Origin of the sequence: Peribacillus sp. FSL R5-0717 (assembly GCF_038002945.1) — a bacterium.
Taxonomy (GTDB): domain Bacteria; phylum Bacillota; class Bacilli; order Bacillales; family DSM-1321; genus Peribacillus; species Peribacillus frigoritolerans.
In genome coordinates, this window is sequence record NZ_JBBOOF010000001.1 from 1019620 (window position 1) to 1043787 (window position 24168).

Genomic DNA, 24168 nt, shown 5'->3' on the forward strand with positions numbered 1-24168 from the left:
AAAATGGACTCAAGGCTCTATATTAATCATCTGAACGAAAAAATTCCTTCCAGGGGACGACCGTCTGCTTCTCTCTCAATAAATAGATCAATAAGGTTAAGGATAATAAAATGATGACGATCAGCGTGGGACTGAAATCTGCAATATAGTGGCCAAAAACCGTGTATACGAATGCTACAGGAAGATTGGTCATGAAGGATAGGTAAAAATAATTTTTCAGCCCTTTATTGGATTCCAATAAACAAAGCGACAATAAATAAAAGTGTATGAATGGTATTAGCCTGAGTACTGCAATTTGCCGGCTGTTCAGTTTTCGGTTACCAAACAGCTTATTCTTAAGCCGCAGCAGCCTATCCTTTGTTCTCGGAAATTTGCCTATCACGAAATAAAAGGCCATGCTGGAAAGAGTCAAACCGATTACCGAATAGATGGTTCCAAAAGCTGCCCCGAATAATACTCCTCCAGACATGCAAACCACAATGACGGGAATGAATAAAAATTGCCTTAATAAATGAAAAGTGATAAAAATCAACGGTGCAAACACGCTTCCAGATTGAACGTAGCTCATCACAAGTGTCAGTTTATCATTCATGCTCTCCCTCCAGCTACTCTTTGCTGCTTCTACAAGCATATACACTATACGGGCTACTTATTACAATTGAATGAATACCTTAATCAATAAGCCTATCTGAAGAATCATCAATATAGGCAGACCCCACTTAAAAGCGGCATGCTTCGTCTTATGGCGGAATTGCTTCATCCCCAAAAAGGACCCAGTCCCTCCTCCTATGACAGCCCAAAACCAAAGTGTCTTTTCGCTGATCCGGTACTCCCCATTACGCGCTTTCCTTTTGTCGATTCCCATTAAGGCAAAACCGATGATGTTCGTGATGATCATATAAGCAGCAATGAACCATACTCCTTGCATTCCCATTCCCTCCTTTAAATATGTAAAAAGCCACCCTCTTGAAAAGAGAGTGGCTGTATCAGTCAGACTTATTTGTCTAATTGTTGTTTAGCAGCAGTTGCTAATTGAGCAAAAGCTTGTTCGTCAGCAACAGCAAGATCAGCAAGCATTTTGCGGTTCACTTCGATACCAGCAAGCTTTAGGCCATGCATTAAACGGCTGTAAGAAAGACCGTTGATGCGTGCTGCAGCGTTGATACGAGTGATCCAAAGTTTGCGGAAATCACGTTTCTTTTGACGACGGTCACGGAAAGCATAGTTTCCTGACTTCATTACTTGTTGGTTAGCTACTTTGAAAAGAATATGTTTCGCGCCATAGTAACCTTTAGCTAATTTTATTACCTTTTTACGACGTTTGCGAGTAACAGTACCGCCTTTTACACGTGGCATGTTATTTCCCTCCTATTTAACTCGATAAATCGAACTTATTTAATGTTGTCTAGCATATGACGAATACGTTTGAAGTCACCTTTGCTTACAAGGCTAGCTTTGCGAAGCTTACGCTTTTGCTTAGTAGATTTGTTAGCAAATAAATGGCTTGTGTAAGCGTTAGAACGCTTAAGTTTGCCGGATCCAGTCTTTTTGAAACGTTTAGCAGATCCGCGGTGAGTTTTCATTTTAGGCATAAGGTATTCCTCCTCATTACAAATTACTTTACAATTACTTTTCGTTTTTCGGTGCTAAGATAATGAACATGCTGCGCCCGTCCATTTTTGGGTGTTGCTCGATTGTAGCCACTTCTTTACATGCTTCAGAAAAACGAACGAGTACACGTTGACCAATTTCCTTATGCGTAATGGCACGTCCTTTGAATCGGATAGAAGCTTTTACTTTATCGCCTTTTTCAAGGAATTTAATACCGTTGCGAAGCTTCGTATTGAAATCATGCTCTTCAATCGTCGGGCTCAAACGAACCTCTTTCAGACTGATGACTTTTTGATTTTTACGTGCTTCCTTGTCTTTCTTTTGCTGCTCGAAGCGGTGTTTTCCGTAGTCCATGATCCGGGCTACCGGAGGCTTTGCATTTGCAGCAACTAAAACTAGATCAAGATTTACACGAGCGGCAATTTCCAATGCTTCGAATTTCGTTTTAATTCCAAGTTGTTCTCCGTTTTGGTCAATAAGACGAACTTCACGGGCTCGGATGCCCTCGTTTACCATCGCGTCTTTACTAATAGTTAGCCACCTCCAAAGATATTGGCGAATACGAATATTTGAATAAATTCGGTCACGCTCACAACTCGCTTACAGGATATAATCATAATAAAAAAGTGTGGATGCATGTTGCACCCACACTTGATAGACTCATTCAGAAAGATCCAAATAATCAAATCATGACCTGTTAACTGCATTGTTTGCGTCAACCAGGTGAGAAGCGGGTGCTTCTTCTTTTCCTCAAACACGTATTCAATTCACTTTAGAAATATATCATAAACACTGATGACTTGTCAAATGCTAATTTATTCGTTTTTTACAACAAAATTAATATTATCAGACATTCAGTTATTTGACAATACGTTTTTTAAAGTAATTTGGACAAAAAATATTCATCATGATACTTTCCATCCAAAAACAGTGATTCCCGCTTTATTCCTTCCTTTTCAAAACCCATCTTTCGATATAAGGAAAGCGCAGGGGCGTTGTTTCCGATGACGGACAATTCCAGGCGCCGTATTTCGTTTGTCCGTGCATGCTCCTCCATTTTCTGAAATAGCTTCGTACCGATGCCTTTTCCTCTGTCCTGTTCATGGATGCCGATGACGATTTTGGCGGAATGCCTCGTTCGGCCCATTTGATTGCCCAATAAGATTAAATAACCTTTCAACTCATGGCCGCTAGCGGAAACGAGGACAATGGAAGGGGGATTTTTTTCGATTTGCTCCAATTGCTTTTCCATTTGTTTTGCCGTAGCTTTTCTTTCCCCAGGGTTAAACAGCATATACCCGGAATCTTCAACATGATTGAACAGAGCAGCCAGGTTACCCGCGTCTTTCCTTGAAGCCTTTCTAATCTCCATTTATCCCCATTCCCCCTTTGGTTACAGTCTATACTGATCGAAGCGATCAAATGCTAAGAGTTTTCTTTCGCCTTTTTCTTTTTCTCAATGGCGTCCCAAGAAAATAGCGCTATCCAAAAAAACAGAACCGGGACGATGGCATATTGTCGATAATCATCCAATAACAATAAGATGATGATGACAAGGAATGTCGGTCCGAATAGATAAGTAAATTTCTTTTTCATGCTGCCCCTCCTTTTCATTGCTGTACATATTTTCACATGATGGTTTCATTTTATCATGCCATGATTAAAAAGAGGGACACAACTATATGTGCCCCTCTTTTTGCTGTTAACGGCTCACTTCCGCCTTAATCGCTGAAACGAAATCTTCAAATGCGATCGTTTCGGATTTTTGTTCACCGTATTTACGTACATTCACGCTGCCTTCTTTGGCTTCATTGTCTCCAACGACCAGCATGTACGGGATTTTTTGCATTTGCGCTTCACGGATTTTGTAACCGATTTTCTCGTCACGTGTGTCCAGATCGACACGAATGCCTTGCGCTTTAAGTTTTTCCTGTACCTCTTTCGCATAATCCAAGTGCACTTCAGGTGAGACCGGGATCACTTGTGCTTGGATAGGTGCAAGCCAAGTAGGGAATGCCCCCTTGTATTCTTCAATCAAGTAAGCGACAAAACGTTCCATTGTGGAAACGACGCCGCGGTGGATAACAACCGGACGGTGCTGCTTGCCGTCCTCACCGACGTAATTGAGGTCAAAACGTTCAGGAAGCAAGAAATCAAGCTGAACAGTGGAAAGCGTTTCATCTTTCCCTAAGGCAGTACGCACCTGAACATCAAGCTTAGGACCGTAGAATGCCGCTTCACCTTCCGCTTCAAAGTAATCAAGACCAAGCTCATCCATGGCGCCTTTTAACATGCTTTGCGCTTTTTCCCACATGTCATCATCATCGAAGTATTTTTCTGTATCCTGAGGATCGCGATAAGACAGACGGAATGAATAATCCTTGATATCGAAATCTTTATAAACTTCCAGAACAAGGTTCACAACACGCTTGAACTCTTCTTTGATTTGGTCGGGGCGAACGAAAATGTGCGCATCATTCAATGTCATCCCACGTACACGCTGAAGGCCTGAAAGGGCACCTGACATTTCATAGCGGTGCATCAAGCCTAGCTCGGCAATCCGGATTGGCAGTTCGCGGTAGCTGTGGATGCTGTTTTTATAGACCATCATGTGATGCGGACAGTTCATCGGACGCAGGACAAGCTGTTCGTTTTCCATCTCCATGACCGGGAACATGCCGTCTTGATAATGATCCCAGTGTCCGGATGTTTTATAAAGGTCCACGCTTCCCATTACAGGTGTGTAGACATGGTCATAACCTAAACGTTCTTCCTTATCCACGATATATCTTTCGATTGTACGGCGAATTGTCGCGCCTTTTGGCAACCACATCGGCAGCCCTTGCCCCACTTTCTGTGAGCTCATGAACAAGTTCAATTCTTTGCCGATTTTACGATGGTCACGTTCCTTGGCTTCTTCAAGGAGACGCAGGTGTTCGGCCAAATCTTCTTTTTTATAGAAAGCCGTACCGTAAATGCGTTGAAGCATTTTGTTTTTGCTATCGCCCCTCCAGTATGCTCCAGCGATGCTCAATAGCTTGAATTCTTTGATTTTCCCAGTTGATGGAACATGAATTCCACGACAAAGATCAAAGAATTCCCCTTGCTCATAAAGTGTTACCTGCTGATCGGCAGGAATCGCATCGATCAACTCCAATTTATACTCGTCGCCGATTTCTTTAAAACGGGAAATCGCTTCATCACGACTCACTTCGATGCGGGAGATTGCCAAGTTTTCGTTGACGATTTTCTTCATTTCTTTTTCAATCAATGGAAGGTCTTCAGGAGTCAATGATTCCTCTAGATCCATATCATAGTAAAAGCCGCCCTCAATGACTGGCCCTACGCCGAATTTAGCGTTTTTGTACAAACGTTTGATCGCTTGTGCCATCAAGTGCGCTGTACTGTGACGCAATACTTCAAGAGCATCCGCTGCGTCCTGTGTGACGATTTCGATTGTACCATCTTGTTCAATCGGACGTTTTAAATCATATAATTCACCATTGAATTTTCCGGCAATGGATTTTTTCCTTAAACCAGGACTGATGGACGCAGCGATGTCTTCAGTTGTTGTGCCTTTAGCAAACTCTTTGACCGCTCCGTCAGGAAAAGATATTTTCAGTAGTTCTGACATTCAGTTTCACTCCTTCTTATTTGTTCGAACAAATTACAGGTTTTTGATTCCATTACAACACAAAAAAGCCCGCCCCTGTATAAAACAGGGACGAGCTTAGTAATAAATATCATTAACCCGCGGTTCCACCCTCGTTCCAGCTTGCTTTTCACGGCAAAATGGCACTTGTAACTTGGTAACGGCAGCTTCCCGTCAGCTCATATTCGCAGAATGCCTGCTTTCCGAGCCGAAGTTTAAAGGTGGTAAGTGTTCCATGCGAATAGGAAGCTTACAGCCTGTTGGCTTCCCTCTCTGATAATCGGCAACTAGAATACCCTTGTCCTCATCATAACTTTTAGTTTTTTAATAGTATGTAGGAAATTATAATTTGTTATACGGTGAAAATCAAGGTTAATTTTCTTTTTTCCACGAAAGTTCATTCAACTGCATAGAAAATGACGAAAGTGGTAAAATGGTCGCCCGTTCTTCGAAAATCCTTGAAATGGTCTGAATGAGCCCCTCTTCCTTGTCATCGGTATAGATGCACAAGTTTTCAGGAGCAATCGATAAAAGCGGGGCAAGTATCACCGTATCGAGAAAAAGTGAGCTTTTGGCAAGAAGCCTCCTGTCAATCATACTATTGATTTTTGGACGGTCGAGTTTGCTGAATTTCTGATCATAGAAGTGAAAACCGTCCCGGTTGACCAGGTGAAGCTTTCTTAATTTCGACTCCTGCCCTTGAAGGCAATCACGGAGCGTAGCAATGAAATTTTGATAGTCCTGTTCCAGCTTATATTCATCAATCGCCTTGACGACATACTTTTCCAAAGTGTGCTGAAACGATTTTAAACGGAAGGTCGTAAAAGAATCGAATGAAAAAGATACCTTTCCAGCCAAGATGCTTTGAAGTCCTTCCTCAATCAATCGTTTCTCCGTACTGAATGCTCCATCTTGATTCCTGGCTCTTTCCGCCTCGATGATGGATGATGCAATTTCAATGATGGCTTCAATTTCTTCCCGTTCCCTATAAAAAAATTTACCGACTATAATTTGCTCCAGAACAGGAAGCGTCTTTTCTTCCAATAAAAAAGAATGGAATGCATCACGAAGCAGAATTAGCCATTCATCACCTGAAGATTCCGTCATATCCACATGCATGCCTTGTTGCGGAATAAATCGAATATATGCTTGAAATTCTGCCCCCAGTGGATGGACAGAAACGAAATTCAGTAATTTCAATGCCTCTGAATCGTTTTGAAACAAAATTTGCACTACGACATCCCCCCTTCCCCCTTGCTTCTTTTTTCATGTATATGGGGATGGGGACGTGTTTAGAAGTAGGATGGGCCTTGTAAGAAGAAAAAAGTGACCTCCATTAAGAGACCACTTTTCTTCATCTTCTCCGATTCACGCCATCAAGCTTGACCGGCTCGGCTAAATATTGAATTCTTTCCAGTACCCGGGCCGCCTTCACTTCTTCTTTCTCACCGCGCTGTGAAAAGGTCAGGTGGTTCTCCAGGCCATTCAAGTCAAAATTCGAAGTGAAAAATGTCGGCAGGTTTTCCAGCATCCTAAATTGCAAAATCGGACCAAAAACCTCATCGCGTCCCCAGCTCGTCATGGATTCCGCTCCAATATCATCAAGCATGAGGATAGGTGCCGTTTTCACCATTTCAATTTTTTCATTGACCGTATTATCACCTATCGATCCCTTAAGTTCCCTCAAATAGTCAGGTACATAGACTATAAGGGAGGAAATTTGCCTTTTTGCAAGTTCATTGGCGATCGCACCTAATAAGTACGTTTTCCCAACACCGAATTTCCCATATATATACAAGCCTTTTTGCCTTTTACCCGGCTCATATTCCATAATGAACGACATCGCTTTACTTAGGACAGACAAGCGTTTGTTTTCATTATCTGTTTGGGTAAAATCTTCAATGCTGGCCTTTAAAATATCCTTCGGTACATACAGGCTGCGGATCAGCTTTTCCCGTTTCCGCTTTTCATCCTCTGCCAATTTCCTCGGGCAGACTTCATAATGCAGGTTCAGGGCTTTTCCTTGCACCACCAATTTAGGATAATACCCTTGCATCATATTGATGCAGCCATCCAAGCTCGGACATTTATCACACTTATTGCTCTGTGAAGTGAACTCATAAAGCTTCCCCAAGTTTTTATCAATCATTTCCTTCGTGACCGTCGAGCTGTTGGCATTCATGAATAACCGCACCTGTTCGTTTTCAAAAATCTCCTGTTTCAGCTTTTCATAACGTTGTTGAAATTGATTTGTATTGGCCAATTTATTAAGGGACCTATTAATCTTTTCCATCGTTCATTTCACCTCCCGCTTTCCACAGCTTCCATTTCTCCAGAAGTTCGCGTTTTTGGGCATCCAATTCAGGCTGATCCGCATTCTGCTCCTGCTGTGCTTCTTCTTTTTTCTCAAGCCATTCAGGAACCACTTCTTCCCGTATCGCCTTTTTCCGGCTGCCCTTCGCAGCATTCCTGCTTCCTTGAGCCCAGTCCTGATATTTCCTATGTTCATTTTTGGCCAGTTCCATCGCCTCGACGACTGTTGAGACCTTTAGCCGTGCCCAATGGCCTGCCAGCTTTTCCACATAACCCTTCGTGAACTTCATATCCGTTTTGAGCATGACATATTCAATCAAGACATTGACGACACCCGGATTCAGCTTTTGGTTGATCATCACGCCCTCAACCACTTTCAAATCACCGCTTGACGGCTCTGCACCGCCAGACAATTGCATCAGCCGCTCCCTCGGGGAAATCGTCTCCAAATGACGGATTAACTCTTGTTCCTTTGTTTTCGGTTCTTCTTTTTGTGTCCGTTCACGAATTGGCTGCACTCGATTGACAAGGGAAGGCATATCGGCCTGCCGTTCGATCTGGTACCAGTCCCTTGCCGCCTTTCTAAGCAATTCCTCATCAATCTCATCATCCAATGAAACGGCATCCATTACTAGTTTTTGCATTTCCAGCGGATCAATGCCATATAAAAAAGCGAGTTTGGCAATCGTACTTTTTATTTTAGGAGTAAAAGCCTTTTTCGGCACGATCGAGGATTTCATCCCGGCAAATAAAAGGTCAAAATCGAATAAGTCATCAAACCCCGATGGCTCAACGCCTTCTCCCCGATCGATGTATTGCTGTTCAGGCACCGGTTTCCATTCGTTTTTCGCTTCATCCGTTACATATAAAGAGTCCAAATGGTCTGATGAGAATACTTCCGCAAAAGATTTAGTCACACCTTCATATTGATCGGTTAAGATATGGTCATCACAAAAGAACCTCTTTAACCGGTTGAATTGAGCTTTACCGATTTTTTTGTATAAGTAAATATTCAGCATTCCATCCGTGAAAAACTGCTGGGGTGAAAGCGGCGGGTTTAACTCATAAATGAATTCCTTCGTTTCATTTTTCGATTTCTTATATACATTCAACAGGCCGATTCCTTCAAGTAAAAGGCGTGCTTCGTAAATATCACCTAACTTAAGGCCGATGGTATTCATTAATTGATAATGCGAGGAGGTTTCCGACCATAGCCTGTTTTCCTCCAATTCACTCCATAACGTCATATACAGGCTAATGCAGATAGGTCCAATAAGAGGTTGATATAGTCGGGTAAGTATTTTCCGATCATAATCATGAAGCAGCCCCGCAGATGAGACCAAATATGAATCAGCTGGGAGCAATTCTTGCCAATGCATTGACATCTCCATTCAAACCTTTCAAAAGATGTAGTGAAAAAAGAGCCAAAGTGAATCTTCAGCTCTACTTTCTTTCTTTATTTATTAAATCTTTCAGTTCATCAATAAAGACATTGATATCTTTAAATTGTCGATAGACGGATGCGAACCTTACATAGGCAACCTCATCGACTTCTGCCAGCTTGTCCATTACCATTTCGCCGACACTGTCGCTTTTCACTTCCGATATGCCCTGGTTGCGTAGTTCTTTTTCTACATAACTGGTAATTTGCTCTAGTTCTTTCAAGGGAACCGGACGTTTTTCGCAAGCCCTGATTAAGCCACGCAGGATTTTATCACGACTGAACTCTTCACGTGTCCCGCCCTTTTTCACTACAATAAGCGGTGTTTCCTCCACCTTTTCAAATGTCGTGAATCGAAAACCACATGCCTCACATTCACGGCGTCGTCGAATCGATTTACTTTCATCGACTGGCCTGGAATCGAGCACTCTTGTTCCGTTATATTGACATGATGGGCATTTCATCATTATCAGCTCCGTATTTTATGTAGGACTCCCCTATCTAAATGTTCCCCAAGGAATTACTTCTCTATCTTAATCTTATATTAAAAGGAACGGACAGTACAAGTAAAAAGTGTAACTTCCGGCAGCAGGCACTTTTTGTTCTGCCGTTGAAGCACCGTTGCCAAGGGCATTGTGCTACAAGGCAATCCTCTCCAATAAAGTGAATCAGACTGCCGATTCATTGCATTAAAAAAGAGATGCACCCATGGCATCTCTGTGTATACATTTTTTTATAGGGCACTTATATTGGCTTTTTTCATTTGTACAGGACCTAATCCACGTGGTAATTCTATGTTTTCACGTGTTTGCGCATTCAAAGCTTCTGCAATATAATCTGCCGCAATATTCGGATCCAAGTTACCGCATGTATAGACATCAATGCTCGCGTAGCCGTGTTCTGGAAAACTGTGAATCGTTAAGTGTGATTCAGAAATGATGACAACCCCGCTGACTCCTTGTGGAGCAAATTTGTGAAAGGCAACTTCTCGTACCTCTGCACCTGATTTCAAAGCAGCGTCAACAAAAATCTTTTCAATTAAATCGATATTGTTCAGTTTTTCAAAGTCACAACCCCAAAGTTCAGAAATGACATGTCTACCCATTGTTTCCATAGTGTAAGCTGTTTCCATATTAAGCTTCCCCCTTACCATGATTTAAAAATAAGTTCTGATAACTACCACGGGGGAAAGTTAGTCCAAAGAGGTCCTAACCCTTTAAGTAGCCATCATGCAAACCGTTTTGAAGAAGTTCACGATTCATAGTATATATGGTTTGAATTTTTTTTGCAACTCCAAATTGAATTTTTGGAAAGATAAACTTTATATGTAATGGGGAAATAGCGAAGGTTCCAATGTGGAGCAAATTCCGTCTTCTGTTAATTCAGCGCCATAAAGCAGCCGGGAATTCATGGATCACTGCATGAAAAATAGCCCGCTAAAAAATTTTAGCAGGCTCGGGTTTTTCATTTTATTTTACTGATAATTCGACTTCGGACATTTTTTTCAACTCGGAGCCAACCAATTTTACAAGGTCCACTACACGGTTAGAGTAACCCCACTCATTATCATACCAAGCAAGGACCTTCACTTTCCTGTCCCCGATCATCATCGTTGTCAATCCATCGATGATTGCAGAGTGTGGATTCGTTTTGAAATCACTGGAAACTAAAGGTTCCATCGTGAATTCCATGATTCCTTTGAGTTCATTTTCTGAAGCGTCGATGAAGGCTTGGTTCACTTCTTCAATCGTGACATCACGGTTTAAATCCACAACAAGATCGACTAAAGATACGTTTGGTGTCGGTACGCGTATCGCCATTCCATGAAGTTTGCCTTTTAATTGCGGCAACACTAGTGAGATGGCTTTTGCAGCTCCTGTAGTCGTAGGAATCATGCTTTCCGCAGCGGCACGGGCACGTCTCAAGTCTTTGTGCGGGTTATCGATATTATTTTGATCATTTGTATAAGAATGTATCGTTGTCATTAAACCGTTGTTTATGCCGAATTTTTCATCAAGCACTTTTGCAACAGGTCCAAGGCAGTTCGTTGTACAAGATGCATTGGATATGACGAAATGCTTGTCAATTTCCAGCACCTCCTGATTCACTCCCATTACAATGGTAACGTCTTCATTTTTACCCGGGGCTGATAATATTACTCTTTTTGCTCCTGCGTCTAAATGAAGAGCCGCTTTAGAACGATCATTGAATTTGCCAGTGGCTTCAATTACAATATCTATGTTCATCTCTTTCCAAGGCAATAGCTTTGGATCGCGGTTATTTATTAGTTTTACTTGGCGGCCATTCACTACTAGTGAATCATCTTCAGCTATAATGATACCGTCGAATTTACCATGTATCGTATCATATTTTAGTAAGTGTGCTAAAGTTTCAGCTGGATAGCTTGCATTTATGGCAACAATGTCCAAACTCTCGTCTAATATGGCTTTTCGGAAAACCATTCTTCCAATTCTCCCAAATCCGTTAATCGCTATTCTTGAATTCATTGTTCGGACCCTCCAGAAATATTAGTGTTATACTTATTACCTTTCACATGTAATTAGTATAACATAATTCAGAGGAATTGTGCTAATAAAAATGCGGATTGTTCTTATTTTTTCAACATAAAAAGAAGAAACCGGGCGGTTTCTTCTTTTTATCATGATTATATGACATACCATTCGCTAAGTATTGCCTTCACTTGCCGCTTCGTTTCATTAATATCACCATTATTATCGATGACGGCATCCGCTAAGGCCTTTTTATCGGCCAAGGGCATTTGCGAATTGATCCTGGCAAGTGCCTCCGTCTCCGAAAGACCATTCCTATTCATTAATCGCTTCAATTGTACTTGCTCATCCACATAGATCAAAAGCGTCTTATCCACCATGAATGTCAGCTTGCTTTCGAATAGGAGCGGAATATCCATGAACACCGTTTCTTCTCCTGATGATAGTGCCGCTTCCGTTTTTAGCCGCATCCAATTCCTGACGGCAGGATGCACGATGCCATTCAACAGCAATCTCTTTTCTTGATCATTAAATATGATCGACCCAAGCTTTACGCGATCTATATTCCCATCCGTCAATAAGATATCTTCTCCAAATGCTTTCACAACTTGGTGATAGGCTTCTTCACCTGGCTCAACGACAGCACGGGAAGCCAGATCTGCATCGACAATCGTGAATCCGAGTTCCTGTAAATAGAGGCTGACGGTGCTTTTCCCACTGGCAATGCCTCCGGTGATTCCGATGATTTGTCCCATAAGCTCCCCCCTTTTAACCTTATCATAACTTGAATAAACCGATGATAATCAATAATACACCTGGGAGAAAGGTCAAATGCTGAATAACTTTATTATTTGAAAGCAATTTTCCGCTTTGAATTCCGCTCCAAATGAAAATCGAACTCATAACAGCGATGCACCCTGCGAGGATGATCGGTGAAATCCCGATCATAGCCGCTCCAACTCCGGCCCCGAACGCATCCAGCGAAAGTGCAAACCCCAGAACAAGCGCTTCAACACCTGTTATCGTACCTGATTTATCAAAATCGGCATTCAATGGTTTTTGTAAAATATTAATGACTACCCCAAGTGATTTAATTTCAAAATTAAAGATGATCTTTTCATGATATCTATCATCTTTCAAATCCTTTTCAGGCTTAAAATACTGGTACACCATCCAGGCACCAAGAAAAATGAGGATGATGCCGCCTGTTTTTTCAGCCGCCCCGATAGATATGAGCTGACTGATGAATTGTCCGATGACCATCGCTATACCTAAACTCAATGCAGAACAAAATGAGATGACCGCTATTGACCTTAAGGGGATTTTCATCTTCCGCATACCGAATGTCAAACCGACGCCAAATCCGTCAATACTAACTGCAAAAGCGAGAAAAATAATTTGTAGCCACATCGGAATATTACTCCTTCCCTACTCGTTGCTACCCTAGTATATGGAAGGAGCCCATCCGATGTGTTTGAATAAACATGACCTATTTTAGCGGCTGGCATGACGGACAAATATGTGTGCCGCGTCCTGCAACAACCAGTTTTTCAAGTGGCGTGCCGCATGTTTTGCAGTTCTCGCCTTTTCGTCCATAAACATTCAGTTCCAACTGAAACATGCCGATTTGCCCTTGGGAATTAATGTATGAACGAATCGTGCTTCCGCCTTTTTCCACAGCTTCACCTAACGTCGCAATGATTTCAGCATGCAACGTTTCGATTTCCTGCAACGTGAGTGAAGATGCCATTCTCTCCGGATGGATACCGGAACGGAATAACGACTCGTCCACATATATATTCCCAATCCCGACGACAACGGTTTGATCAAGGAGAACGGGCTTGATTTTCCTGTTGGTTCTTGCCAACTTCGCACGAAGACCTTCGACAGTAAAATCTTCGGATAACGGTTCAGGCCCTAAGTGCAGCAGGGGCAACTGTTCAAATTCTTCCCCTTTGGCAAATAGATGCATCGTTCCGAATTTCCGGACATCCCTGTACCGAAGTTCACTGCCATCCGTGAAAGTGAAGATTACATGGGTATGCTTATCATACGGCTCTTCTTTTGGATGAACGCCGTATTTCCCTTCCATTCTTAAATGCGAAACCATCGAATAATCATCCAAGGTGAAAATGAGGAACTTGCCCCGACGGCCTATTGCAGAAATCGTCTGCCCCCTTAAGGCATCCTGAAACTGTTCGACAGGCTCAGGCGCTTTAATGATCTTTGGCCAGAAAACGGACACTTCCTTGATCTCTTTTCCGAGTACGAGCTGCTCTAACGTTCTTCTGACTGTTTCCACTTCTGGAAGTTCTGGCATTGCAATCACCTATCTTTTATTATTTGGCATCAAACCATGTTGGCCCGAAAGCATAATCCACTTTAAGGGGCACGTTCAATTCAATGGCATTTTCCATTTCCTCCGGAACGATCACTTTAAGGATTTCGAGTTCCTCAGGAGGGGTTTCAAAAATCAATTCATCATGAACCTGTAGAAGCATTCTCGTTTTGAGCCCCTCCTTTTTCAGGCGTTTATTCATGTTGATCATGGCAAGCTTGATGATATCAGCGGCACTGCCTTGAATCGGCGTGTTCATCGCTGTCCGTTCGGCAAAACTCCTGATGTTGAAATTCCTGCTTGTTATCTCAGGTATATATCGCCTTCTTTGCATCAGAGTCGTGCTATATCCTTTTTGCCGGGCCTCATGTATGCTTTCTTCCATATATTCCTGAACACCTGGAAAGCTTCGTAAATACTTCTCGATGAACTCTCCAGCTTCTTTTCTCGTGATTCCAAGACTTTGCGATAGCCCGTAATCACTTATACCATAAACGATTCCGAAGTTGACCGCTTTGGCATGGCGCCTCATATTCGAGGTGACTTGATCTGCCGATACATGGAATACGTCCATGGCTGTCCTTGTATGGATGTCCATCCCGGCCTGGAATGCTTCCACCAATCCGCTGTCATTGGCGATATGCGCCAGGACACGTAATTCGATTTGGGAGTAGTCGGCAGCAAAAATGATCCAATCCTTTTCGGAAGGAATGAAGGCCTGCCTGATTTTCCTCCCTTCTTCCAGTCTGATCGGGATATTCTGGAGGTTGGGATCTGTAGAACTTAACCGGCCGGTCTGGGTCAATGCTTGGTTGAACCGGGTGTGCACCTTGTCCGTTTTGCCATTGACCACTTTAAGCAATCCTTCAATGTAAGTGGATTGCAGCTTACCAAGCTGGCGATACAGCAGTATTTCCTTAACGATATCATGCTTGCTCTCCAGTTTTTCCAATACATCGGCTGAAGTCGAATAACCTGTTTTGGTTTTCTTCATGACCGGAAGCTCCAACTTTTCAAACAGGATGGCCCCAAGCTGTTTAGGTGAATTGATATTGAACGCCTCTCCAGCCAATTCGAAAATTCGCGCTTCGATATTTCTTAAGCGAATGGCTAATTCCTGTCCCATGTTTTTCAGTCGGCCTATGTCCACCTTGATTCCCTGCCATTCCATATTTGCCAGGATGATCGACAAGGGCAGCTCCAGTTCCGTAAATAGGTGATACTGCTCGAACTCTTGCAGCTTATCTATCATCGGTTCTTTCAGAGAAAAGATCGCCTTCGATTTTCTGGCGATATGCTCCCTCAATTCCGCTTCCTCTGGTATTTTGCGTTTTGCACCTTTTCCATAAAAAACATCATCTGTTTCAAGCCGGATAGTACCTTGGGTTTTCGTGATTTCTGCGACTTCGTCCACTGACTCTGCCGGATCAAGGATATAGGATGCCAAAAACACATCAAAATCGATGCCTTTTATTTCGACTCCCCGATGACGCAGTGCCACGACCGTACGCTTCGCATCGAAAACCGTTTTCTTTTTTGTTTCATCCTCTGCCCAGGATTTAAATGCATCGGAACTCAGAGCATCCTCTCCATTGAAGTAAAAATGACCTTGTTCATTACTGATGGCGATCCCTATTATGTCGGCTCGATGATAATTATCTTCTAAAATTTCAACATACAAGGCACTTTCATCTGCAAACATTCCTTCTGTCATTTCAGCAGTGTGCACCTCTATCTTCTCCTGTTCAAGCGGTGCGCTTTCCGTTACATCCAATTTATCGAGTAAAGTCGAAAAACCAAGCTCCTTATAGAATGAGATTACCCGATCCTGATCCATGCCCGTGTACTCGGTCTCGTTAACGGAAACTTCAAGCGGTGCTTCCCTCGTTATCGTAGCCAGCTCTTTGCTTAATAAGGCCAGGTCTTTATGTTCTTCGATTTTCTCTTTCAATTTTTGTCCGCTTACCTCATCAATCGACTGCAGAAGGTTTTCAACCGTTTCAAATTGATGCAATAATTTAAGGGCAGTCTTTTCACCAACACCCGGAATACCGGGGATATTGTCGGAAGCATCTCCCATCAGCCCTTTTAAATCAATGATTTGCAAAGGGGATAGACCGTATTTTTCATGTATATGCTTTGGAGTGTATTCCTCAATTTCAGTTATCCCCTTTTTCGTGATGGAAACTGTCGTACTAGGGGAGGATAATTGCGTTAAATCCTTATCACCGGAAATGACCTTCACTTCAAAACCATCTTTTTCCGCTTGTAAAGACAGCGTACCGATAATATCATCGGCTTCGTAGTTCTCCAGTTCATACCTTTTTATTTGAAAACAATCAAGCAGCTCCCGAATGAAAGGGAATTGCTCGGATAATTCTGGCGGCGTTTTTTGGCGCCCCCCCTTATATTCTTTAAATGATGCATGCCTGAATGTCGTTTTACCCGCATCGAATGCCACAAGTATGTGCGTTGGCTTTTCTTCTTCAAGAATGCGGTTGAGCATCATGGTGAATCCGTACACGGAATTCGTATGGACCCCCTTATCATTATTCAAGAGCGGAAGCGCAAAAAACGCACGGTATGCAATGCTGTTTCCATCTATGAGCACTAGCTTTTTATCCAAATCCGTCTTCCTCCAGTCATACAGGTTTATGTAGTTATAGCTTCTATATAAAAACGCAAAAAGCCGTTCATTTTCCTTCTCTATTCTACCATGAGTAGAAGCGGAAAGAAAAATGACGGCATCAAGGTTATTTAGTATTTCCCATCAACAAGCTGGCATAAGGGGAATCAGAAGGCAGAACGATGACCGTTTGATCTCCAATCGTTTTCTTGTAGGATTCAAGAGTCCGGTATAGTTTATAAAATTCGGGGTCTTTGGAAAACGATTTATTATAAATTTTCGCTGCTTCCCCTTCCCCTTCTGCCCTGATCACTTCTGCATCAGCCTCCGCAGTAGAAAGCAGTTCCTTCACTTTCCGATCGGTATCCGCAATGATACGGTTTTTCTTCGCATCACCTTTGGACAGGTATTCTTGCGCTTTCGATTCCCGCTCGGAAATCATCCTCTTGAAGACGGATGCTTCGTTTTCGGAAGGCAGGTCAGTCCGCTTGATCCGGACATCCGTCAAGCTGATTCCATAACTGTCCTTTTGCAGCAAATCGTTGACTTTTTCGGTTATGCGGTCGTTTAAACTTCCCCTGGATGACTTCTCATCATTGATGATCTCATCATAATTCAGCTGGCCCAGCTCTGAACGAACTGCCGAATAGATGAACTCTTCCATTTTCGTTTCGGCATTCTCAAGTGTCCTTGCATTTGTAATCAATTTCTTCGGATCTTCTATTCTCCAAACTGCATAGTTATCGATCAGCATCCGTTTTTTATCTTTCGTATTGATTTCCGCTTCGGAAACATCGGAAGTCATCTGATACTTCGGTAAGGTCATGATACTCTGAATGAATGGCACCTTCGCCTTCAATCCCGGAGTCTTATCGATCCTTACCACCTCACCGAATTGGCGGACGACCTTGTATTCGCCCTCTTTGACGATATAGACATTGGTGAAGATGATTAGCAGCAGCGCGATGAAAATAATCAGGAAAATGCCGATTCTCACATAGCCCCTCCAATGAAAATCCCCTTTTTTCAACTCAGAGAAATCTATTATTTTTCCACTCATTGTTTAGTGCCCCCTTCCCCTGTCGCTTTTTCTTCCGATGCATTCCCTTTTTTCGTTTCTCCTTCAGGTATGGCGGCTTCATCAGGGGCAGGAATTTTTTTCGTTTCCTCCTTTTCAAGCGAGCGAAGCGGCAAGTACTTCATTGTGTTTCCATCATCATTCATAATATAAATCTCAGCATTCGGCAATACTTCCTCAAGGGTCTCAATAATTAGACGGTCCTTCGTAATCCCCTTATTGCCTTTATACTCACTGAGTAATTTTTCAAAGACCGCTACATCCCCGCGGGCAGCTTCCGTACGGGCAGCTTTATCCCCATTGGCCTGTGAAATGATGGCATCTTTTTCCCCTTCCGCTTCATTCATACGCTTATTTTCATATTTATCCGCTTCGTTGATTTTCGTATTCGCCGTTTCACGGGCATCCGTTACATTGGTAAATGCTTTCCGCACTTCTTCATTCGGTAACTCGACGTCCTGGAGTTTAACCGCAGATATGGAAATCCCAACATCATACTTCTTCATTAGCTGTGACAATAAATCGCGTACATCCGCTTCGATTTGCGCTTTACCAGATGTAAGGGCATCATCGATTTTCGTGCTGCCGATTATGCTCCGTAATGCAGCTGAAGTCGTATCGTATAATATTTTTTCTGGATCTTCTGCATTGTATAGATATTTTGGAGGGTCGGTGATTTTCCACTGAACGACTAGGTCTGCCAGCACAATATTTTCATCACCCGTAATCATTTTGGTCTCACTCGGGTAATCCTTCACCTCTCCATCCTCTTCCTTATATCCAAATTTAAGACTGAATGTTTCTTTGGATAATTTCTCGACCGATTGAATCGGCCAAGGCAGTTTAAAGTGAAGTCCTGGTTCCGTTATCGTCTCCTCCACTTTACCAAACGTCATTATGACAGCTTGATCGGATTCATCAACCGTGTACCAGGTCGATATCGCCACTACACCCAAAATTAAAATAAGAAAGACAAGTCCTGTAATTGTATATATCCTTTTTAAGCTAACGATATGTATCACCCCTTCTTTGCAGTTATATCTTATTTACGCAAGAAAGGGCCTAAAGTTTCATAAAAATCAAATATTTTCCCAGAAAAATAGGATAGAGGAATGGTATCCGGGGAATATAGCCAAAATTAAAAGACAGAGACCATGTCTCTGCCTAAGGTTTAAGGTTTGTACGATTTGAACGTTGATTGCAACTTAGACGCTATTCCTACAGGAGTTTTGTCTACCTGTTCCAATCATCTTGTTTTAAAATTTTGGTTGAACTTCTAAATAATCAAACAGAGACTATGTCTCTGTCAATGTTTAACTCCTTGGATGAGGGGTTGTACAACCATTGTACCCCTGCATTATGAAGTCCGTTTTAAGGAATTGTAAAGGACATGTAAATAAAATGCCCGCTACATTTTCCCTTTTAAGCTTTTATTTAAAGTGACTGTAAAAGTCGTCCCGGTTCCAGGTGTGCTTTCCACGTTGATTTTACCTTTATGGACTTCTATTATATGCTTGACGATTGCCAGTCCAATGCCCGTTCCTCCTGAATCGCGGCTCCTCGCCTTATCGATCCGGTAGAACCGTTCAAAGATCCTTGGCAGTTCTTTTTCTTCGATGCCGATCCCGTTGTCTTGAACTGTAATATCGACGGTCTGTTCATTTTCAATGATGTCAACGGTGACCCTGCCGCCATTTGGTGTATAGGTCAATGCGTTCGTAATCAAATTGATGAAAACCTGTTTGATCCTGTCAGATTCCCCTTCAATGAAAACTGGTTCCGGTGATGTTTTAATTTCAAGGGATACTTCTTTTTCCTTCAGCTTGCCTATAAGCATCTCTTGTATTTCGCCAAGCACTTTCGTAATATCCACGACCCCTGCGTTTAAAACGAATTCCTGCTGCTCCATTTTGGATAAATTCAGCAGCTCCTGAATGAGTTCTTGCAGCCGGTCACTTTCTTTCAAGATAATCGATAAAAAGTGCTTTAAGGTCTTTTCATCTTTTAAGGCTCCATCCAACAATGTTTCAGAGAAGCCTTTGATGGAAGTGATCGGAGTCCTCAATTCATGGGACACATTGGCCACGAAATCCTTCCGCATCTGCTCGAGCCTTTTCAATTCGGTGATATCATGGAAAATGAGGAGGATCCCCTTCCATTCGTCATGATTCCCGATTATTGGAGCGCCGTAAATCTCAAAATGCTTTCGTTCTATGGCAAGCGGTATCTTCACCTGCCGTTTTATCGTTTTTTCCGTTCGAAAGATTTCTTCGATGATGGCTATCACTTCCTGGTCTTTAATGACCGAATAATATTCCTGAAACAAAAACGTGGCGGCGTTCACACGGAAGCTTTTCTTGAATTCCCGGTTGATCAAGGTCGTATACCCTTTACTGTCTATCAGCAAGACCCCGCTACCGATATTCTCAACAAGAGTTTCCAAACGATCCTGATTCATTTCCCTCGCTATCTCTGTTTCCTGAAGATTCCTCGCCAATATGTTCAAGGAAGTTGTCAGCATTCCCGTTTCATCGGAATGCCTCCCGAATGTCCGGGTTCCGTAATTCCCTTTTGCCAGTTCAATGGCTGCCATCGTCGCCTCTTCGATCGGACGGGTATAATATGAAGTGATTTTGCTCGCAAGCATCAGGATGATGATCAAGGCAACCCCTAAACAAATGATCAATATTTGCCACATTTGTTTATTCACTTGATGGATCGCTTCTATTTCATTGCTATGGACGACAAAGCCTTCGATCTCGCCGTCCTTTTCAACCGTCTTCCAATAATAATGGAGGTCCGATTCGCCTTCGACCACTTCATACCCTTCCCCATTCTTAAGCCCTTTTTCCAAAGTTATTTTGCGAAGGACATTGGCATGGCTTTTAAGTATTTCATTGGATGATGTCGAATCGTATAATATTTCCCCACTCGCGGAAAGAATGGTTAAATTAGAATCTAAAAGGGGTGTCAGTTTTGCCGTCTTCCCTTTTTCCAAAAAGGACTCGATCCCGCCATGCTCCTTAATATATGTAGAAATGAAAAATGTTTCGTTCTGTATACGCTCATTGAACGTTTTAATATAATAACTTTTGAACAAGTGCCCTAATAAAAAGCCCACGGCCATCAGGACGACCATCACCAATGTGATGAGGGTATATAAGAGCTTCTTACGATAGGTCGTCATTCTTTTTTAGGCTCCTCAAGCTTATACCCCAAGCCCCTTATCGTTTTAATATAGAGTGGTTTTTTTGTATCTTTCTCTATTTTTTCACGAAGATGGCTTATATGGACATCGACGATCCGTGAATCTCCCGCGAAATCATAATTCCATACCGCACTGAGAAGTTGATCCCTGGTCAGCACTCTTCCTTTATTCTTCGCCAAATATAAAAGTAATTCAAATTCCTTTGGAGTCAATTCTAATTGCTGTTCATCAAAGAATGCTTCGTATCGTTCCGGGAACACTTTCAATTCCCCTAATTTCAGGAGACCCTCTTCTTGATCCTGACTTGACTCACTTCCGTTCGATTGCAACTGGGATCTTCTTAAAATGGCTTTAATCCGGGCCACTACCTCCCTGGGACTAAATGGCTTGGTCAAGTAATCATCCGCCCCCAGTTCCAGTCCCAGCACCTTGTCAAATTCATCGTCCTTAGCTGTCAGCATCAAGATCGGTATATTGATTTTTTGCTGGCGAAGCTGCTTACATACTTCAAGCCCATCCATTTTAGGCAGCATCAAATCCAATACCACTAAATCGGGTCGTATATCCACGGCAGCCTCCAGCCCTTGTTCTCCATCCAAAGCTGTGATCACCGTATAACCTGATTGTTCTAAATTGTACTGAAGTAAGGTAACTATTGATTGCTCATCATCCACTACGAGAATTTTCTTTGACATTAGATCCTCCTGAATTATGTATTACCCAAAAGACCAATTTATTGGTCTACTCATCCAATTCCATTATAAAGAATATTATATGAAATTTACACATAAAAAAAACGGAAATAACGTTATTCCTATCTTCAACAGGTAGATTATACGTTCCAGGGTTCTTTCGAACGGTTTAAAAAACTGCCCGGAGTCGGAATAAGGCGCCTGGGCCTTTTCTTCCAATATCCGGGCAGTCCGATTATGATCTTTTATTGAAGGACTTGCATGACTGCTTTAACTGATTCAACAGATTTTGAAAGTGCCGCTTTTTCGCCTTCAGTCAAATCAAGTTCGATGATTTGTTCAATGCCGTTCGCACCAAGCACAGTCGGCACTCCAAGGTAGATGCCTTCAAATCCGTATTCACCTTCGAGAAAAGCGATTGACGGAAGAACGCGACGTTGATCTTTAAGGATCGCTTCAGCCATTTCCACCAGGGATGCAGCCGGTGCATAATAGGCGCTTCCGTTTCCTAGAAGGTTTACGATTTCCCCGCCGCCAGTGCGGGTACGAGCCACTATTGCTTCTAAACGATCTTGAGGGATCAATTTTTCCAAAGGAATTCCGCCTGCATAAGAGTAACGCACTAGAGGAACCATATCGTCTCCGTGTCCGCCAAGTACGAATCCAGTTACATCTTTAACGGATAAGTTTAATTCTTGAGCCACGAAAGTGCGGAAACGAGCTGTATCAAGAACACCTGATTGTCCGATGACGCGTTCTTTAGGGAAACCGGATTCTTTGTATACAGTATAAGTCATTGCATCTACAGGGTTAGTCAAAACGATGATTGTTGTATTAGGGGAATATTTAACGACTTCTTTAGTTACTGATTTCATAACTTTTTGGTTAGTTTGAACTAAGTCGTCACGGCTCATGCCGGGCTTACGGGCAATTCCGGCAGTGATGATCACCACGTCGGAATCAGCTGTTTCTGCATAGTCGGATGTACCGATGATGTTAGCATCGAAACCTAGAACAGGTCCTGCTTCCGCCATATCAAGGGCTTTACCTTTTGTAGGGTTTTCAGCTTGCGGAATATCAACTAAAACGATATCACCAAGCTCTTTTTGAGCTGCCAGGAATGCTGCTGTAGCACCAGTGAATCCAGCACCTACAACTGTGATTTTTTTACGTTTAGACATGTTATTTCCTCCTTAAAATATATAAATACTTTTGGAATACTTTTAACATCCTCTGAAAATATATATAAGCCTTCTGGAAAAGCAGCCCGTTCAGGCACTTTTCCAGAAAGCATATAATGAATTATTTAAGGTTTTTGATAAGCTCGTCAGCGAACTCAGAACATTTAACTTCCGTTGCACCATCCATTAGGCGGGCAAAGTCGTATGTAACAACTTTAGAAGCGATTGTTTGTTCCACTGATTTAGTGATGCTGTTTGCAGCTTCGTTCCAACCAAGGTGCTCAAGTAAAAGAACGCCTGAAAGAAGAACTGAAGATGGGTTAACTTTATCAAGACCAGCATATTTAGGAGCCGTTCCGTGAGTTGCTTCGAAGATGGCATGTCCAGTTTCGTAGTTGATGTTTGCTCCTGGAGCGATACCGATTCCGCCAACTTGTGCAGCTAATGCATCAGAAATGTAATCTCCGTTCAAGTTCATTGTTGCAACAACATCAAACTCTTTAGGACGAGTCAGGATTTGTTGTAAGAAGATATCGGCAATGGAATCTTTAACGATGATTTTGCCTTCAGCTTCAGCAGCAGATTGTGCTTTGTTAGCAGCTTCAGTGCCTTCAGCATCTTTAATTTTGTCATATTGGTTCCATGTGAACACTTTATCGGCGAATTCTTGTTCAGCAACTTCATAACCCCAAGTTTTGAATGCACCTTCAGTGAATTTCATGATGTTACCTTTATGAACAAGCGTTAATGATTTACGGCCTTCTTTGATCGCATAGTTAAGTGCAGCGCGAACAAGACGTTTTGTTCCTTCTTCGGAAATCGGTTTAATTCCGATACCTGAAGTTTCAGGGAAACGAATTTTTTGAACACCGAATTCATTTTGAAGGAATTCGATTAATTTCTTAGCTTCGTCAGAACCTTTTGCATATTCGATACCAGCATAGATGTCTTCAGTGTTTTCACGGAAGATGACCATGTCAGTGTCTTCTGGACGTTTAACTGGTGAAGGTACACCATCAAAGTAACGTACTGGACGAAGACATACGAATAAGTCCAATACTTGACGCAATGCAACGTTCAATGAGCGGATACCGCCACCGATTGGAGTTGTAAGAGGTCCTTTAATAGCGATTAGATATTCGTTAATGACATCAAGAGTTTCTTGTGGAAGCCATTCGCCCGTTTGGTCAAATGCTTTTTGTCCAGCTAAAACTTCTTTCCATTCGATTTTCTTTTCGCCATTGTAAGCTTTTTCAACTGCTGCGTCTAAAACGCGGGATGCTGCAGCCCAGATATCAGGACCGATTCCGTCTCCCTCAATATAAGGAACGATTGGGTTGTTTGGTACGTTAAGAACACCGTTAGTAACTGTGATTTTTTGGCTTTGTGTCATGTCTCTTACCTCCGATTCAAATTCAAAGGTTAGTTGGCCTGCCATTAAATAAAGCAGAACCACTAACCTTTTTTACTCACATCTATTAATTTACTACAAATTCGATGAAATAAAAAATGATTTTC

At 42.3% G+C, this 24168-nt stretch carries 24 protein-coding genes and 1 other annotated feature; all 24 genes read right to left on the minus strand.

Annotated elements, in window-relative coordinates:
* Positions 1–22 precede the first annotated feature (22 nt).
* On the minus strand, positions 23–592 hold the full coding sequence (locus NYE65_RS04950; RefSeq protein WP_328176293.1) for a TVP38/TMEM64 family protein: 570 nt from the start codon (positions 590–592) through the stop codon (positions 23–25).
* 60 nt (positions 593–652) lie between these two features.
* Positions 653–928 (minus strand): DUF1294 domain-containing protein, encoded by a 276-nt coding sequence (locus NYE65_RS04955; protein ID WP_057276692.1) that lies wholly within the window; start codon positions 926–928, stop codon positions 653–655.
* A gap of 68 nt (positions 929–996) precedes the next feature.
* Positions 997–1356 (minus strand): 50S ribosomal protein L20, encoded by a 360-nt coding sequence (gene rplT, locus NYE65_RS04960; protein ID WP_034309067.1) that lies wholly within the window; start codon positions 1354–1356, stop codon positions 997–999.
* Positions 1357–1391: 35 nt separating this feature from the next.
* Entirely contained in the window at positions 1392–1592 is a 201-nt protein-coding gene (rpmI, locus tag NYE65_RS04965) for a 50S ribosomal protein L35 (protein ID WP_034309070.1), read from the minus strand.
* A 34-nt stretch (positions 1593–1626) separates the two neighbouring features.
* A complete protein-coding gene (gene infC, locus NYE65_RS04970; protein ID WP_034309072.1) occupies positions 1627–2127 on the minus strand; it encodes a translation initiation factor IF-3 in 501 nt (166 codons plus the stop codon).
* Positions 2128–2225: 98 nt separating this feature from the next.
* Positions 2226–2363: a sequence feature (ribosomal protein L20 leader region), on the minus strand.
* Positions 2364–2488: 125 nt separating this feature from the next.
* Entirely contained in the window at positions 2489–2983 is a 495-nt protein-coding gene (locus NYE65_RS04975; protein WP_340859970.1) for a GNAT family N-acetyltransferase, read from the minus strand.
* A 53-nt stretch (positions 2984–3036) separates the two neighbouring features.
* Positions 3037–3207 carry a hypothetical protein gene (locus tag NYE65_RS04980; RefSeq protein WP_328176295.1) on the minus strand — a complete coding sequence of 57 codons (171 nt, stop codon included), beginning with the start codon at positions 3205–3207 and terminating at the stop codon, positions 3037–3039.
* A 106-nt stretch (positions 3208–3313) separates the two neighbouring features.
* Complete coding sequence (gene thrS / locus NYE65_RS04985; protein WP_048681177.1) at positions 3314–5245, minus strand: threonine--tRNA ligase; 1932 nt, start codon at positions 5243–5245, stop codon at positions 3314–3316.
* Positions 5246–5635: 390 nt separating this feature from the next.
* The gene (gene ytxC / locus NYE65_RS04990; RefSeq protein ID WP_230136773.1) at positions 5636–6496 is read right to left on the minus strand and encodes a sporulation protein YtxC; all 861 of its coding nucleotides are present in this window, start codon (positions 6494–6496) and stop codon (positions 5636–5638) included.
* A 121-nt stretch (positions 6497–6617) separates the two neighbouring features.
* On the minus strand, positions 6618–7556 hold the full coding sequence (gene dnaI / locus NYE65_RS04995) for a primosomal protein DnaI (protein ID WP_048681168.1): 939 nt from the start codon (positions 7554–7556) through the stop codon (positions 6618–6620).
* The gene (locus tag NYE65_RS05000) at positions 7543–8955 is read right to left on the minus strand and encodes a replication initiation and membrane attachment family protein (RefSeq protein ID WP_328176297.1); all 1413 of its coding nucleotides are present in this window, start codon (positions 8953–8955) and stop codon (positions 7543–7545) included. Before NYE65_RS05000 ends, dnaI begins: the two co-directional genes overlap by 14 nt.
* A 64-nt stretch (positions 8956–9019) precedes the next feature.
* Positions 9020–9481 carry a transcriptional regulator NrdR gene (gene nrdR, locus NYE65_RS05005; protein ID WP_034309080.1) on the minus strand — a complete coding sequence of 154 codons (462 nt, stop codon included), beginning with the start codon at positions 9479–9481 and terminating at the stop codon, positions 9020–9022.
* Positions 9482–9750: 269 nt separating this feature from the next.
* Positions 9751–10131, minus strand: a complete 381-nt coding sequence (gene speD, locus NYE65_RS05010; protein ID WP_034311443.1) for an adenosylmethionine decarboxylase — start codon at positions 10129–10131, stop codon at positions 9751–9753.
* A gap of 355 nt (positions 10132–10486) precedes the next feature.
* A complete protein-coding gene (locus NYE65_RS05015; protein WP_057276696.1) occupies positions 10487–11524 on the minus strand; it encodes a glyceraldehyde-3-phosphate dehydrogenase in 1038 nt (345 codons plus the stop codon).
* Between the two features lie 158 nt (positions 11525–11682).
* Positions 11683–12282, minus strand: a complete 600-nt coding sequence (gene coaE / locus NYE65_RS05020) for a dephospho-CoA kinase (protein ID WP_096337889.1) — start codon at positions 12280–12282, stop codon at positions 11683–11685.
* 22 nt (positions 12283–12304) lie between these two features.
* Positions 12305–12937: a sporulation membrane protein YtaF gene (ytaF, locus tag NYE65_RS05025; RefSeq protein WP_328176299.1), complete on the minus strand. Its 633-nt coding sequence runs from the start codon at positions 12935–12937 to the stop codon at positions 12305–12307.
* Positions 12938–13016: 79 nt separating this feature from the next.
* Positions 13017–13847, minus strand: coding sequence for a DNA-formamidopyrimidine glycosylase (gene mutM / locus NYE65_RS05030; RefSeq protein WP_309077119.1), 831 nt, complete (start codon positions 13845–13847; stop codon positions 13017–13019).
* A gap of 19 nt (positions 13848–13866) precedes the next feature.
* Positions 13867–16491, minus strand: a complete 2625-nt coding sequence (gene polA, locus NYE65_RS05035; RefSeq protein ID WP_063575504.1) for a DNA polymerase I — start codon at positions 16489–16491, stop codon at positions 13867–13869.
* Positions 16492–16618: 127 nt separating this feature from the next.
* Positions 16619–17551: a protease modulator HflC gene (gene hflC, locus NYE65_RS05040; protein ID WP_034309097.1), complete on the minus strand. Its 933-nt coding sequence runs from the start codon at positions 17549–17551 to the stop codon at positions 16619–16621.
* Positions 17548–18582, minus strand: a complete 1035-nt coding sequence (hflK, locus tag NYE65_RS05045; protein WP_340862087.1) for an FtsH protease activity modulator HflK — start codon at positions 18580–18582, stop codon at positions 17548–17550. Before hflK ends, hflC begins: the two co-directional genes overlap by 4 nt.
* 395 nt (positions 18583–18977) lie before the next feature.
* Entirely contained in the window at positions 18978–20756 is a 1779-nt protein-coding gene (gene pnpS / locus NYE65_RS05050) for a two-component system histidine kinase PnpS (RefSeq protein WP_278089545.1), read from the minus strand.
* Positions 20753–21472: a response regulator transcription factor gene (locus NYE65_RS05055; RefSeq protein ID WP_057276702.1), complete on the minus strand. Its 720-nt coding sequence runs from the start codon at positions 21470–21472 to the stop codon at positions 20753–20755. Before NYE65_RS05055 ends, pnpS begins: the two co-directional genes overlap by 4 nt.
* A gap of 242 nt (positions 21473–21714) precedes the next feature.
* The gene (gene mdh / locus NYE65_RS05060; protein ID WP_340859971.1) at positions 21715–22650 is read right to left on the minus strand and encodes a malate dehydrogenase; all 936 of its coding nucleotides are present in this window, start codon (positions 22648–22650) and stop codon (positions 21715–21717) included.
* 121 nt (positions 22651–22771) lie between these two features.
* The gene (gene icd, locus NYE65_RS05065) at positions 22772–24088 is read right to left on the minus strand and encodes an NADP-dependent isocitrate dehydrogenase (protein WP_340859972.1); all 1317 of its coding nucleotides are present in this window, start codon (positions 24086–24088) and stop codon (positions 22772–22774) included.
* Between the last annotated feature and the right edge of the window lie 80 nt (positions 24089–24168).

Bases quoted from the DNA above. Each gene is read 5' to 3' on its own strand.
- mdh (WP_340859971.1), bottom strand. From the start codon at position 22,650: ATGTCTAAACGTAAAAAAATCACAGTTGTAGGTGCTGGATTCACTGGT.
- NYE65_RS04950 (WP_328176293.1), bottom strand. From the start codon at position 592: ATGAATGATAAACTGACACTTGTGATGAGCTACGTTCAATCTGGAAGC.
- nrdR (WP_034309080.1), bottom strand. From the start codon at position 9,481: ATGAAATGCCCATCATGTCAATATAACGGAACAAGAGTGCTCGATTCC.
- ytaF (WP_328176299.1), bottom strand. From the start codon at position 12,937: ATGTGGCTACAAATTATTTTTCTCGCTTTTGCAGTTAGTATTGACGGA.
- NYE65_RS04975 (WP_340859970.1), bottom strand. From the start codon at position 2,983: ATGGAGATTAGAAAGGCTTCAAGGAAAGACGCGGGTAACCTGGCTGCT.
- mutM (WP_309077119.1), bottom strand. From the start codon at position 13,847: ATGCCAGAACTTCCAGAAGTGGAAACAGTCAGAAGAACGTTAGAGCAG.
- icd (WP_340859972.1), bottom strand. From the start codon at position 24,088: ATGGCAGGCCAACTAACCTTTGAATTTGAATCGGAGGTAAGAGACATG.
- NYE65_RS05055 (WP_057276702.1), bottom strand. From the start codon at position 21,472: ATGTCAAAGAAAATTCTCGTAGTGGATGATGAGCAATCAATAGTTACC.
- NYE65_RS05015 (WP_057276696.1), bottom strand. From the start codon at position 11,524: ATGAATTCAAGAATAGCGATTAACGGATTTGGGAGAATTGGAAGAATG.
- rplT (WP_034309067.1), bottom strand. From the start codon at position 1,356: ATGCCACGTGTAAAAGGCGGTACTGTTACTCGCAAACGTCGTAAAAAG.
- hflC (WP_034309097.1), bottom strand. From the start codon at position 17,551: ATGAGTGGAAAAATAATAGATTTCTCTGAGTTGAAAAAAGGGGATTTT.
- dnaI (WP_048681168.1), bottom strand. From the start codon at position 7,556: ATGGAAAAGATTAATAGGTCCCTTAATAAATTGGCCAATACAAATCAA.
- coaE (WP_096337889.1), bottom strand. From the start codon at position 12,282: ATGGGACAAATCATCGGAATCACCGGAGGCATTGCCAGTGGGAAAAGC.
- speD (WP_034311443.1), bottom strand. From the start codon at position 10,131: ATGGAAACAATGGGTAGACATGTCATTTCTGAACTTTGGGGTTGTGAC.
- pnpS (WP_278089545.1), bottom strand. From the start codon at position 20,756: ATGACGACCTATCGTAAGAAGCTCTTATATACCCTCATCACATTGGTG.
- thrS (WP_048681177.1), bottom strand. From the start codon at position 5,245: ATGTCAGAACTACTGAAAATATCTTTTCCTGACGGAGCGGTCAAAGAG.
- rpmI (WP_034309070.1), bottom strand. From the start codon at position 1,592: ATGCCTAAAATGAAAACTCACCGCGGATCTGCTAAACGTTTCAAAAAG.
- NYE65_RS04955 (WP_057276692.1), bottom strand. From the start codon at position 928: ATGCAAGGAGTATGGTTCATTGCTGCTTATATGATCATCACGAACATC.
- NYE65_RS04980 (WP_328176295.1), bottom strand. From the start codon at position 3,207: ATGAAAAAGAAATTTACTTATCTATTCGGACCGACATTCCTTGTCATC.
- infC (WP_034309072.1), bottom strand. From the start codon at position 2,127: ATGGTAAACGAGGGCATCCGAGCCCGTGAAGTTCGTCTTATTGACCAA.
- NYE65_RS05000 (WP_328176297.1), bottom strand. From the start codon at position 8,955: ATGCATTGGCAAGAATTGCTCCCAGCTGATTCATATTTGGTCTCATCT.